The sequence below is a fragment of the uncultured Zoogloea sp. genome, assembly GCF_937894855.1.
Taxonomy (GTDB): domain Bacteria; phylum Pseudomonadota; class Gammaproteobacteria; order Burkholderiales; family Rhodocyclaceae; genus Zoogloea; species Zoogloea oryzae.
In genome coordinates, this window is record NZ_CALAYQ010000207.1 from 51,993 (window position 1) to 64,319 (window position 12,327).

The following is a 12,327-nucleotide window of genomic DNA, read 5'->3' on the forward strand; positions in this document are numbered from 1 at the left end:
GGGCGGGGTTCCTACTCGACGGCGTGGACCTTGCTCACGTAGTAGCCGGTCTCGCCGAAGCAGGTGGAGGGGATGCCCAGGTGCTGGTCGTAGCTGATGGCGACGCGCTTGCCCATCACGGTGTTGATCTCGGCGGCAACCTTGTCGTCACGCACGGTGAACTTGAAGATCTCGGGCATGCTGCCGGGGATCGCGACGATCGCCAGTTCGCCTTCCCAGGTCTTGCACAGCCAGCCCTTCTGGGAAAACTTCTGCACGTAACCGGCGCGTTCACCCGAGGAATAGCCCCAGCTGAGCACCAGCCAGGTGTAGGCGGCGGCCAGGGCGACGAGGGCGACGACGAAGCCGACGAACCACAGAAACCAGTTCTTGGCGCGGGGCGCGCCGGCGGACGGGGTGGATGCCACGGGGAGACTCCTGCTTGATGGATTTGATCAGATGAAAGCGGTGAGGCCGCGGCGGCTCTGGATGGCTTCGGCCACATGGGCGGCCTGGATGACCTCGGCCTCGCTCATGTCTGCGATTGTACGCGCGACTTTGAGGATTCGATGGTAACCGCGTGCCGAGAGACGCAGGCGTTCGATGGCCGTTCGCAACAGTTTGACACCGTTTTCGTCCGGTTGGCACCACTGGTCGATCTCCGCGCCGGCCAGCAGGGCGTTGGGCTTGCCCTGGCGGGCGTGCTGGATGGCGCGGCTCCTGGCGACCCGGGCGCGCACTGCCGCCGAGCTTTCGCCTGCCGGTGCGCCCTGCAGGTCGGCTACCGGCAGGGTGGGCACCTCGAGGAGCAGGTCGATGCGATCGAGCAGCGGGCCGGAGAGCTTGCCCCGGTAGCGGGCGATCTGGTCTGGCGTGCACCGGCAGCGGCCGTCCGGGTGGCCGTGATAGCCGCAGGGGCAAGGATTCATGGCGCAGATTAGCTGGAACCGGCTTGGGAATTCTGCGCGACGCCCGGCGCGGGAGATGGTGATGTGGCCGGTTTCGAGGGGCTCGCGCAGGGCTTCGAGGACGCGCCGGTCGAACTCGGGGAGTTCGTCGAGGAACAGCACGCCGTGGTGGGCGAGGCTGATCTCGCCGGGCCGCGGCGTGCTGCCACCGCCCACCAGCGCCGCCGCGGATGCAGAGTGGTGCGGCGCCCGCATCGGGCGCTGCCGCCAGCGCTCGGGGCGGAAGCTGCCCTCGACCGATTGCACCGCCGCGCTCTCGAGCGCCTCGGCGTCGCCCATGGGCGGCAGCAGGCCGGGCAGGCGCTGGGCGAGCATCGACTTGCCGGTGCCCGGCGGGCCGTAGAACAGCAGCGAATGCTGCCCGCTGGCGGCGACTTCGAGGGCGCGGCGGGCCTGGCTCTGGCCTTTCACGTCGGCAAGATCCGGGTAGTCCGGGGCCTGGACGAGGGGGGCGCCGGCGTAAGGCTCGATGACCGTGTGCCCGCACAGGTGGGCGACCACCGCCAGCAGGCTGGCGGCCGGGAGGATCGTGACGCCATTCACCAGCGCGGCTTCGGGGGCGTTGGCGGCGGGCAGGATCAGGATGTGTCCGCGCTCGGCGGCCTGCCGGGCCAGCGCCAGGGCGCCGCGCACCGGGCGCAGCTCGCCGGTGAGGGAGAGCTCACCGGCGAATTCGTAGTGGTCGAGCTTGTCGGCGGGGATCTGCCCGGAGGCGGCGAGGATGCCCAGGGCGATGGGGAGATCGAAGCAGCCGCCTTCCTTGGGTAGATCCGCCGGGGCGAGGTTGACCGTGATCCGACGCTGGGGAAACTCGAATTGCCCTGTCTGGAGGGCGGCGCGGACCCGGTCGCGGGCTTCGCGCACTTCCACGTCGGGCAGGCCCACCAGCGTGAAGGCCGGCAGGCCGTTGGCCAGATGCACCTCGACGCACACTTCGGGTGCCTGCAGGCCGACGAGGGCGCGGCTGGCAAGAACGGCCAGGCTCATGATGTCTTCCGCATTAAAAATGCGAAGTGTATCGCCTGGGGCTGTGGATTTCTACAGGTGGGCCTCAGCGCCCGATCGGCAGGGTGAGCTGCGGGCCGGGGCCGGTCTTGCCGGCGAGTTCGAGGCGGGATAGCTCGACCAGCAGCGAGAAGGTGGATTTGGTGTCCTGGTCGGATTCTTCCACGTAGAACCACTGGCCCTTGTACTGCACGGCCACGTGGGCATGGTTGGGGCGCTCGGGGCTGGTGCGCACGTGGAAGAGATCGCGCATCACCTCGTTCCAGTCGTATTCGCGGCCGGCGGCGTCGCGGGTGATGGTGGCGAGACCGCGGGCTCGGTGTTCGGCGGGCACATCCACGCCGTGGCTCACGTAGTACAGCGCCTGCAGCAGGGAGCGGGTTTCCAGGTCGAGGCTGGCGACGCCGTCTTTCGGCAGGGCGGAGCGGAAGGGGGTGAGGGCTTCCTGGGTGATGCGCAGCTCGGTGACGCCGGGGCGCAGGTGGAAGGCCTCTTCGAAGGTACGCATCTCGGGGGTGCTGAGCGCGTCCGGATCAAGGCGCAGCACGGGCACGGTGCTGCGGCGGACCAGTTGCCAGCCGCGTCCGTTGCTGGCCGGGCGGTATTCGAGGCCGTTCTTGCTGGCTTCGATGAGGTCGGTGGCCGACACCACGCCCGACGGCAGGTTGCCGCCCACCTGGTCGATCTGCTCGGTGAGGCCGAAGACGATGGCGCCCCGGTCCTGCAAGGTCTGCAGGGCTGCCACGCCGCGCAGGAAATCGCTCACCGGCGGCGCCTCCCGCGGGGTGGGGCCGCTGGCGGTCTGGGCGTTGGGCACCCAGTTGAGGTTTTCGAGATAGAGCCGGAAGACCTTGGAGATGGGCCAGGTGGTCTTGGCGAGGTAGATCACCCCGTCGAGGGGCAGCGGGGTGAACAGCTTGCGGGTGAATTCCTGGTCGTCCAGCGGGGTGAGGCTGAAGGTGGGGCGGTCCGCACCCATGATCTGGGCCTGGGGCAGGACCGCGGTGAAGCTGCCCCGGCTGGCGTCGCCCCCCACCGCGGTGAAGAAGGGCAGCAGGCCGACGCTCTGGCTGCGCTCGAACTGCGCGGCGATGCCCGACACGCCGAGGCTGCTGGGCGTGTCGGTGTAGCGCAGGCGCACGATGTTGAGCAGCAGCTGCTGCTCGGTGGTGCGCTTGACCACCTCGTTGTATTGCAGCCGGGTGTCGTCGAGGGCGGTGGGGCCGACGCTGGCGCAGCCGGAGAGGCCCAACGCGGCAGCGAGGATCAGGAGGCCGGAGCGGATGCGGTGAACCATGGCGTCGGGGAGCGGTGGTGGGGCGGGCAGGGTAGCTGTGGTGTGTGACAGGGCTTCGCGCTTATTCGCGGAAGGCTTCGACGGCGATCAGCAGGCGCACGTCGTCGCCCACCGACGGGATGTACTTGGTCATCCCGAACTCGGAGCGCTTGAGGGTCGCCACCACGTCGGCGCCGCAGGTCTCGCGCTTGTTGAGGGGGTGCGGGGCGCAGCGGAAGCGGTTGATGGTGAGGGTGACGGGGCGGGTGACGCCGAGCATCGTCAGGCTGCCTTCGGCGGAGACCGGGCGCTCGCCGTCGAACATCAGTCGGTCGGCCTTGAAGGTGATGGTCGGGTGCGCGTCGGTGTTGAAGTAGTTCTCGCCGCGCATGTTGTCGTTCCACTTGGCGAAGCCCATGTCGATGGATGCTGCGTCGATGGTGACGTCCACCGAACCCTGGCGGGCGGCGGTGTCGAGGGTGATCCGGCCGCTCGTCTTGTTGAAACGGCCGCGCTGGGTGGAAAAGCCCAGGTGATCCACCTCGAATACCGGGAAGGTGTGGTTCGGGTCGATGGTGTAGCCGGCCGGGGCGGCCAGGGCAGGCGCGGTGACGGCGGCGAGGGCGAGCAGCAGGGGGGCGGCGAGGGTGGTTTTCATGGCGGCTCCGTGGGGCGGACGAAGAAGAGGGCGCCGTGGCGCCCTCGGGATTGCGGCGGTGGTGGCTCAGTCCTGGGCGGGCGGGTGGCTCGCCAGCTCGGCTTCGAGGCGGGCGACGCGGTGCTCCAGGTCGGCGAGCTTCTCGCGGGTACGGGTGAGCACTTCGCGCTGTACTTCGAATTCCTCGCGGGTCACCAGATCAAGCTTGGAAAAACCGCTGGCGAGCAGGGCGCGGGCGTTCTTCTCGATGTCCTTGGCGGGGCTGTTGGCGAGGAGTTCGGAGACTTTGGCACCGATTTCGTCGAGGATTTTCGGGTTGGTCATGACTGCGTTCCTCACTGGCAATTGAGATCGTCGGGATGGTTTTGAGTTTAGCACCGTCCCGAGGTGGCTGCGCCGAGGCCGGGGCGCACCAAAAGAGCGCCCATTATTGGTGCATGATTCCAAACTGGTGCGTCGGCGGGATTTCATGCGCTGCAACAAAACGCGCCTGTCAGTGCTATGTCCATATTTTTTAAAAGGTTTTGCAAACTGGCGCACCGGTTGCTTATGTGTGCTCACCAACTTTGACCACCTGGAGATTCTCATCATGCGCAAGTCCGTCATCGCTTCCGCCCTGATCGCCGCCGGCGTCGCCCTGCCCACCCTGGTGAGCGCCGCGGATGCCGCCCCGGCCCCCGAGCACACCTTCACCAGCAACGTCGGCGTGGTTTCCGAATACCTCTACCGCGGTATCGGCCAGACCAACCGCAAGCCGGCCCTCCAGGGCGGTGTCGATTACGCCCATGCCAGCGGCCTCTACGCCGGCACCTGGGGTTCCAACGTGTCCTGGCTGTCTGACGCCAACAGCACCACCAGCAACAGCCTCGAGTGGGACTTCTACGGCGGCTACAAGAACACCGTCGGCGACTTTGGCTACGACGTGGGTCTGCTGCAGTACTTCTACCCGGGCACCGGCTACGGCAACAACCCGAACACCCTGGAAGGCTACGTCGCCGGCACCTGGACCTTCCTGACCCTGAAGTACTCCCACTCCTTCTCCGACCTGTTCGGCTGGGTGGGCTCGAAGAACTCCGGTTACCTGGACCTGACCGCCACCTATGAACTGGTTCCCACCGTCAACCTGATCGGTCACATCGGTCGCCAGAAGGTCAATGGCTCCAGCTCCAACGGCGCCAGCTACACCGACTACAAGGTCGGCGTGACCAAGGACTTCAGTGGCACCGTGGTGGGCCTCAGCTACATCACCACCAACGCCAGCGAAGCCTGGTACACCAACGGTTACGGCAAGGATCTGGGCAAGGGCCGCGTGCTGTTCTCCCTGACCCGCACCTTCTAATTTCCAACCGCCAGGCGGTCCTCGTGGCCGCCCAGCAGAGGACCCCAAAATGAAACTCGTTACCGCCATCATCAAGCCCTTCAAGCTCGACGAAGTCCGCGAGGCCCTGTCCGCCATCGGCGTGCAAGGCATCACGGTGACCGAGGTCAAGGGCTTCGGCCGTCAGAAGGGCCACACCGAGCTGTACCGTGGTGCGGAATACGTTGTCGATTTCCTGCCCAAGGTGAAGATCGAAGCCGCGGTGAACACCGACATCCTCGATCAGGTCATCGAAGCCATCGAAAAGGCGGCCAGCACCGGCAAGATCGGTGATGGCAAGATCTTCGTCTTCGACCTGGAACAAGCCATCCGCATCCGTACCGGCGAGTCCGGTGCCGACGCGCTGTAAGGGAGCGTGCCATCATGAAAAAACTGTTCGCAGCCCTGCTGGCCACCGTAGCGGTCAGCTTTGCGGGCTCTGCGCTGGCACAGGACAAGGCGGAGGCTCCGGCCGCCGCTGCGGCCGCGCCTGCAGTGACCGCGCCGGCGCCCGCCGCCGACGCCAAGCCTGCCGAAGCCCCGGTTGCCGCCAAGGCCGCCGAAGCGGCGGCCCCCGCTGCCGAGGCCAAGGCGGCCGAAGCTGCTCCGGCCGAAGCGGCGCCGGCGCCCGTCCCCAACAAGGGTGACAACGCCTGGCTGTTCGTCTCGACCGCCTTTGTGATCCTGATGTCCGTCCCCGGCCTGGCCCTGTTCTACGGTGGCCTGGTGCGTGCCAAGAACATGCTGTCGGTGCTCCTGCAGGTGTTCGCGGTGTTCTCGCTGATCAGCGTGCTGTGGGTCCTCTACGGCTACTCGATCGCCTTCACCGAAGGCAGCGCCTTCTTCGGCAGCCTCGACAAGGTCTTCCTGAAGGGCGTCACACCGGATTCCGTCGCCGCCACCTTCACCAAGGGCGTGGTCGTCTCGGAACTCATCTACGTGGCCTTCCAGGGCGCCTTCGCGGCGATCACCGTCGGCCTGATCCTCGGCGCCTTCGCCGAGCGCATCAAGTTCTCGGCCGTGCTGCTGTTCTCGGTGCTGTGGTTCACCTTCTCCTACCTGCCGGTCGCGCACATGGTCTGGTACTGGGCGGGCCCGGATGCCTACACCTCCGCTGAAGCGGCCGATGCCGCCACTGCGACGGCTGGCTTCCTGTTCCAGAAGGGCGCCCTCGACTTCGCCGGCGGCACCGTGGTGCACATCAACGCCGCCGTGGCCGGCCTGGTCGGTGCCTTCATGGTTGGCAAGCGGATCGGCTTCGGTCGTGAATCCTTCGCCCCGCACAGCCTGACCCTGACCATCGTCGGCGCCTCGCTGCTGTGGGTGGGCTGGTTTGGCTTCAACGCCGGTTCCGCCCTCGAAGCCAACGGCGTTGCCGCCCTGGCCTTCGTGAATACCTGGGTGGCCACCGCTGCTGCAGCCTTCGCCTGGCTGATGGCTGAATGGATCATCAAGGGCAAGCCGAGCGGCCTTGGCGCTGCGTCCGGTGCCGTTGCCGGTCTCGTGGCGATCACCCCGGCTGCCGGCTTCGTCGGCGTGGTGGGTGCGGTCGTGATCGGTCTGCTGGCCGGTGTGGTCTGCCTGTGGGGCGTGAATGGCCTGAAGCGCATGCTCGGTGCCGATGACTCCCTCGACGTGTTCGGCGTGCATGGCGTCGGCGGCATCCTCGGTGCGATCCTGACCGGCGTGTTTGCCTCCCCGTCCCTCGGCGGCGCTGGCATCTGGGACTACGTCGGCAACAAGGTCGCTGACGGCTACTCGATCGCCGACCAGGTCATCATCCAGGCTACCGCCGTCGGCATCACTGTCGTGTGGTCCGCCGTCGTCGCCTTCATCGCCTACAAGCTGGTGGATATGTTCATCGGTCTGCGGGTGCCGGAAGACGAAGAGCGCGAAGGCCTCGACATCACCTCCCACGGCGAAACCGCGTACCACATGTAAGCGGCTTTCCTCCGGTAGCAAGCAGAGCGGGCGCCTTAGGGCGCCCGTCCTGTTTTTTGGGGCAGGCCTGCAGGATGGGCGACAACCTGCTAGTCTCCGCCGGTTTTCTTATCGACGGGCGCGGACGCGGGCCATCCCGGATCGCGGCGCACCCGACCACGCATGGACAAGTACGAACAGTTCAAGATCGAGCAGGACGCCCTGCTCAAGGCGCTGGCCGAGAACGGCCCCAGCGAAAATCTCATGCAGCGCATGCAGGCGCTCTACAAGGATGCCTGCCTCGTCATCGCCCTCGGCCCCTGCAACGCCGTCGAACGCCCGCCCGAAGCGGAAGTGCGCGAATACGCCGATGAGCAGGATTTTGCCGCCTACGTCGAAACCTACGTGATCGCCGTGCAGAGCGGCGAGATGGCGCGCATCTTCAACATGGAGCAGTGGGGCCGGGTTGCCTTCGAATACGAGGCGGTGGATGTGGATGGCAAACTCTGCCCGGGCGTGGCGGTGAGCTGGAGCAACAAGATCGCCTTCCTGGCCGGCGGCAAGGACGGCAGCTTCGACGCCCAGCTCGACGCGATGGCCGGCGCCCTGGCCGAGCGGCTGTCCGCCCGCTGGTATCGCTGGCAGGTGCGCCTGGTGTGAGATAGTAGTAACAGGCCGCGCAGGCCTGCGACGATCTCGTGCATCGGGCCGGGCACATCCCCGGCCAAAACAGCAAGCATGCACTGGTGGAAGGGGAGGACCCTTCCACCAGTGCATTGATATGCCGGAACCCGCGCTGTCAGGCCTTGCGGCGACGGATCAGGCCCGCCACACCGAGACCCAGCAGTGCGATGCTGGTTGGCTCGGGTATATTGTTCTGGTTTGCACTGACGAATTTGAAATCGTCGATCAGGAAGTAGTCGTACCCATAGTCGCTCTGATTGGTCAGGCGCGCGGATCCGATGGTGAGGCCACCGCCATTGATGCCGATGAAGCCGGCATAGGGGTCCGTCTGGGCCGGAATGTTAAAGCTGCCGATCAGGTTGCTCGCTGTGTCGAAAACCTCCAGGACCCACGGTTGGTCGGCTGCGCCCCAGTTGAAGCCGAAAGCGGAGACCCCCGCGCTAAAGCCGATATTGGTCGGGTTCGGGTTAGTTTGGTTGGACAAGTAGTTCCCTGTTGCCGCGTAGAGGCCCGCGTAGGTGTTCTCGACGAACAGATGGTCGATCGCGCTGAAGGTTACTGCGCCGCTGAAGATTCTCGAAGTGAACGAGCCTAGGGGTTCGGCATTGAAGTCTAGGGTCGCTGCGCCAGCAAGGGATGAGTCTGCGGCACTGGTCAGCAAGGTAGGTGCGGCGTGTGCTGTGCAGCAGACGGAGAGGTAGAGCGAAGTGGAGAGTAGCGTTTTCTTCATGTTTGTCTTCCTTGTGGTGGATTCGCAGCGACGGCGTTCTGTGATGGATCGCCTAGCTCAAGCATTTTTTGTTCCAATATTTGTTGTTAATATTAATTTTAAGAATTTTCAATTGGTTACAGATTGTTGTGGCTAAAAGTGACTTCCGGGTAAGTGCATTTTGTAAATAAATCCGACACCTGGCACGAATGGAAGATCGTGAGGGCGGTGTTTTCCCTTGTCCGGCCGACAGGCGTATATTCCGCCCCTCGCCCCCACCCTTATCTGTGATCGGACCGGCCCCGTCGGCCGTTCCGTGCGTGACATGCCCCTGCCCAGTTTCAACCCCGCCGACTACCCCGCCCAGCTTGCCGACAAGGTGGCGCGCTACAAGGCTGATTTCGCCGCCTTCGGGCTGCCCGAGCCGGCGGTCTTCGAATCCGCGCGGGAGGCCTATCGCCTGCGCGCCGAGTTCCGCATGTGGCACGAGGGCCCGCGGGTCGACTACGCCATGTTCGACCCGGCCGACCCCAAGCAGGCCATCGTGCTCGACGCCTTCGCGCCCGCTGCCGGCCCCATCGCCGCTGCGATGCCGGTGCTGCGCGACCGGCTGATGGCCAGCGAGCCCCTCAAGCGCAAGATCTTCCAGGTGGAATTCCTCGCCACGCTGTCGGGCGAGCTGATGATCAGCCTGGTCTATCACCGTCCCCTCGACGACGCCTGGCAGGCCGCCGCCACCGAGCTTGCCGCCGACATGGGCGTGCAGCTCATCGGCCGCAGCCGCAAGCAGAAGATCGTCATCGGCCGCGACTGGCTGCTGGAGGAGTTCGAGCTTGATGGCCGCCAGCTCAAGTACAAGCAGATCGAAGGCAGCTTCACCCAGCCCAACGGCGGCGTGAACCGCCAGATGCTCGGCTGGGCCCGCGCCCAGGTGGCCGGCATCGGCGGCGACCTGCTGGAGCTCTACTGCGGCAACGGCAACTTCACCATCGCCCTGGCGCCGCTGTTCGGCCGCGTGCTGGCCACCGAGATGAGCAAGCCCTCGGTGCAGGCCGCCCACTTCAACCTCGAGGCCAACGGCGTGGCCAACGTGACCATGGTGCGCATGGCCAGCCAGGAGATCAGCGACGCGCTGGCCGGCGGCCGCGAATACCGGCGCATGCAGGGCGTCGATCTGGCCGGCTACCGCTTCTCGACCCTGTTCGTCGATCCGCCCCGCAGCGGCCTCGATGCCGGCACCGTCGCCCTGGCCCGGGGTTTCGACCACATCCTGTACATCTCCTGCAATCCCAATACGCTGCAGGAGAACGTCGCGGCTCTCCACGACACCCACGAGATCGCCGCCGCCGCGGCCTTCGACCAGTTTCCCTACACCCATCACCTCGAGTGCGGCCTGCTGCTGAAGCGCCGCGCCGCCGCCAAGGAACCCGCATGAGCAGCCTGCCCAAGTGCCTCCAGTGTTCGTCCGAATTCACCTATGAAGACGGCGACAACTTCGTCTGCCCCGAATGCGCCCACGAGTGGCCCAAGACCGCGCCGGTCGAGGAGGCCAAGGTGGTGCGCGACGCCAACGGCAACGTGCTGCAGGACGGCGACAGCGTCACCGTGATCAAGGATCTGAAGGTCAAGGGCTCGTCGTCGGTGGTGAAGGTTGGCACCAAGGTCAAGAACATCCGCCTGGTGGATGGCGACCACGACATCGACTGCAAGATCGAAGGTTTCGGCGCGATGCAGCTAAAGTCGGAGTTCGTGAAGAAGGCCTGAACCCGCGCCAGCCCCGAAATAGAAAAGGCCACGCAATGCGTGGCCTTTTTTGCTTGCGCTGGAAAGGCTCAAGCCTGCTTGCGACGGGCTCCCATCAGGCCCGCCAGGCCGATGCCCAGCAGCGCCAGGCTGGCGGGCTCCGGTACGGCGTTGGTGCTGAAGTTGGCGATCTGGCTGACCTGGCTGGCGGAGAGGCCGGTCCAGTAGGCGCTCGGGTCGGCGATCAGGGCATTGGCCAGGGCCGTGGCGCTGGCGACCGAGGCGCTCGCGTTGTAGTAGTTGGAGGAATCGTCCGGGCGAACCAGGATCGCGAAGTGCGCCACGGAGATCGACTGGCCGGCGGCGAGGTTCAGGGTGATGTAGTCGTTGTAATCGTTGGGGGTGATGCCAGCAGAAGTGTTGGCGAGCGCCCAGGCGTTGTTGCCGTTGACCAGCGCCAGCACCGGGTCCCAGGTGCCGGAGCCTGCCCAGTATTCGTTGCTGACTTTCATGAAGCCAGTATTGGTGGTCACCACCTCATTTCCGTCCGATCCGAGGTTGCCGTAGAAACGGACCTGGCCCGAGAAGGTGCTGCTGCCGGTGTTGGTGAAGCTGTCCACCCAGCGGTAGGTATTGGTACCGGCCAGCAGATTGACGGTGCGCTGAAGGCTGATGCCGGACGGAAGGCCGTCGGGGTAATAACCGAAGGTATCGAAGGCATCGAAGCCGCCGTCGTTCACCGAGCCACTATGGGGGTTGGTGGTAGTGAAGGCTGCGTTGCTGCCTTCAATGTCGGCCAATGCTGCAAAGGGTGAGGCATTGGCCGACTGCATGCAAAGGCCGAACAGGCCAGCGGAGAGAATGGATAGTGCGGCTTTCTTGAAAGTCATGATTGTCTGGCCTGCGTCTTGATTTTGATGATTGAATCGGATTTGTTCAGCCATTATTAGCAATCGGCATGCCAGCCGCTGATTCTGCTGAGAGTTCTTTCAATTCATGGTCTTATCTGGTTTGCTCAAAGTGGCTTGCAATTAATTTACAAAAATATGTAAAACACCCCGACTTGGGGGGCGTAACGCCGGTCTGGCAGGGTGTGAATGCCCGGTCTGTGCATAATTTCGCGCGATGGAATTGCAGCGAAGGAATTCGACCAATTGTGTCGAAATAGATGGCAAGCCATATTCGTGGTTGGGGTGTGATCTTCTGCGCGGCGGAAATTGATTTGATGTCGAGCCCTTGCCGCGTGCGGCCCGAATTGGGGCGCAGCCGGGGAGTGAAATGTTCTGGGGGTTTCCCGTTCCTCCGCCCGATTCGGGTCTGTCGAAAATCCTTACAGCGACTTATTTCACGGTCGATGAATGACCCATTCCGGTCGCCGGGTCCGGACGAAAAAAAGCCGGCCTCGAAAGGCCGGCGGGGCGACGCGGGGTGGTGGCGGACCGCGGAGCGGGTGTCAGCGGAACACGACGGTCTTGTTGCCGTGGATCAGCACCCGGTCTTCGAGGTGGTAGCGCAGGCCGCGGGCCAGCACGGCCTTCTCGATGTCCTTGCCGTAGCGGACCATGTCCTCGACCGAATCGGAGTGGTCGATGCGGATCACGTCCTGCTCGACGATCGGGCCCTGGTCGAGGTCGGCGGTCACGTAGTGGCAGGTGGCGCCGATCAGCTTGACGCCCTTGGTGTAGGCCTGGTGGTAGGGCTTGGCGCCGACGAAGCTCGGGAGGAAGCTGTGGTGGATGTTGATGATCTTGCCCGGGTGGGCGGCGCACAGTTCGGGGGAGAGGATCTGCATGTAGCGCGCCAGCACCATGGTGTCGCCGCGGGATTCCTCGAACAGGCGTTGCACTTCGGCGTAGGCCTGGGCCTTGTTGTCGGGGGTGACGGGCACGTGGTGGAAGGGGATGCCGTGCCACTCCACGAAGCCGCGGAAGGTCTCGTGGTTGGAGATCACGCAGGGGATCTCGATGTCGAGCTCCTTCGACTGCCAGCGGGCCAGCAGGTCGTAGAGGCAGTGTTCCTGCTTGGAGA

General features: G+C 65.0%; 14 protein-coding genes. 6 read left to right on the forward strand and 8 right to left on the reverse strand.

The window, feature by feature from the left end; all coding sequences use genetic code 11:
• Positions 1 to 11 precede the first annotated feature (11 nt).
• The 5 genes from Q0672_RS22470 to Q0672_RS22490 all read right to left on the reverse strand — a co-directional run bounded on the left by Q0672_RS22470 (position 12) and on the right by Q0672_RS22490 (position 4,210).
• Positions 12 to 407 carry a hypothetical protein gene (locus Q0672_RS22470; RefSeq protein ID WP_298626232.1) on the reverse strand — a complete coding sequence of 132 codons (396 nt, stop codon included), beginning with the start codon at positions 405 to 407 and terminating at the stop codon, positions 12 to 14.
• A 27-nt stretch (positions 408 to 434) separates the two neighbouring features.
• Positions 435 to 1,934, reverse strand: a complete 1,500-nt coding sequence (locus tag Q0672_RS22475; RefSeq protein WP_298626234.1) for a YifB family Mg chelatase-like AAA ATPase — start codon at positions 1,932 to 1,934, stop codon at positions 435 to 437.
• A 64-nt stretch (positions 1,935 to 1,998) separates the two neighbouring features.
• Positions 1,999 to 3,249, reverse strand: a complete 1,251-nt coding sequence (locus Q0672_RS22480) for a hypothetical protein (protein ID WP_298626237.1) — start codon at positions 3,247 to 3,249, stop codon at positions 1,999 to 2,001.
• 61 nt (positions 3,250 to 3,310) lie between these two features.
• Positions 3,311 to 3,886, reverse strand: a complete 576-nt coding sequence (locus tag Q0672_RS22485; RefSeq protein ID WP_298626240.1) for a YceI family protein — start codon at positions 3,884 to 3,886, stop codon at positions 3,311 to 3,313.
• Between the two features lie 66 nt (positions 3,887 to 3,952).
• Positions 3,953 to 4,210, reverse strand: coding sequence for an accessory factor UbiK family protein (locus Q0672_RS22490; protein WP_298626243.1), 258 nt, complete (start codon positions 4,208 to 4,210; stop codon positions 3,953 to 3,955).
• Positions 4,211 to 4,475: 265 nt separating this feature from the next.
• On the opposite strand from Q0672_RS22490, the gene Q0672_RS22495 reads away from it, so the two are divergent.
• From Q0672_RS22495 to Q0672_RS22510, 4 genes are all read left to right on the forward strand, one after another.
• Positions 4,476 to 5,225: a TorF family putative porin gene (locus tag Q0672_RS22495; RefSeq protein ID WP_298626246.1), complete on the forward strand. Its 750-nt coding sequence runs from the start codon at positions 4,476 to 4,478 to the stop codon at positions 5,223 to 5,225.
• 49 nt (positions 5,226 to 5,274) lie between these two features.
• Positions 5,275 to 5,613 (forward strand): P-II family nitrogen regulator, encoded by a 339-nt coding sequence (glnK, locus tag Q0672_RS22500; protein ID WP_153160577.1) that lies wholly within the window; start codon positions 5,275 to 5,277, stop codon positions 5,611 to 5,613.
• A 14-nt stretch (positions 5,614 to 5,627) separates the two neighbouring features.
• The gene (amt, locus tag Q0672_RS22505; RefSeq protein WP_153160576.1) at positions 5,628 to 7,184 is read left to right on the forward strand and encodes an ammonium transporter; all 1,557 of its coding nucleotides are present in this window, start codon (positions 5,628 to 5,630) and stop codon (positions 7,182 to 7,184) included.
• Between the two features lie 162 nt (positions 7,185 to 7,346).
• Positions 7,347 to 7,823 (forward strand): hypothetical protein, encoded by a 477-nt coding sequence (locus tag Q0672_RS22510; RefSeq protein WP_284188697.1) that lies wholly within the window; start codon positions 7,347 to 7,349, stop codon positions 7,821 to 7,823.
• Positions 7,824 to 7,962: 139 nt separating this feature from the next.
• Here the strand turns inward: Q0672_RS22510 and Q0672_RS22515 are convergent, their stop codons facing one another.
• Complete coding sequence (locus Q0672_RS22515; RefSeq protein WP_298626251.1) at positions 7,963 to 8,577, reverse strand: PEP-CTERM sorting domain-containing protein; 615 nt, start codon at positions 8,575 to 8,577, stop codon at positions 7,963 to 7,965.
• Positions 8,578 to 8,881: 304 nt separating this feature from the next.
• Between Q0672_RS22515 and trmA the strand changes: the two genes are divergently transcribed.
• Positions 8,882 to 9,991, forward strand: coding sequence for a tRNA (uridine(54)-C5)-methyltransferase TrmA (trmA, locus tag Q0672_RS22520; RefSeq protein ID WP_153160574.1), 1,110 nt, complete (start codon positions 8,882 to 8,884; stop codon positions 9,989 to 9,991).
• The gene (locus Q0672_RS22525) at positions 9,988 to 10,320 is read left to right on the forward strand and encodes a zinc ribbon domain-containing protein YjdM (RefSeq protein ID WP_298626254.1); all 333 of its coding nucleotides are present in this window, start codon (positions 9,988 to 9,990) and stop codon (positions 10,318 to 10,320) included. Before trmA ends, Q0672_RS22525 begins: the two co-directional genes overlap by 4 nt.
• Positions 10,321 to 10,388: 68 nt before the next feature.
• Here the strand turns inward: Q0672_RS22525 and Q0672_RS22530 are convergent, their stop codons facing one another.
• Together Q0672_RS22530 and purU are read right to left on the reverse strand one after the other, a co-directional pair.
• A complete protein-coding gene (locus Q0672_RS22530) occupies positions 10,389 to 11,189 on the reverse strand; it encodes a PEP-CTERM sorting domain-containing protein (RefSeq protein ID WP_298626256.1) in 801 nt (266 codons plus the stop codon).
• 563 nt (positions 11,190 to 11,752) lie between these two features.
• A partial coding sequence (gene purU, locus Q0672_RS22535) for a formyltetrahydrofolate deformylase (RefSeq protein WP_298626259.1) occupies positions 11,753 to 12,327 on the reverse strand: 575 nt, incomplete at its 5' end.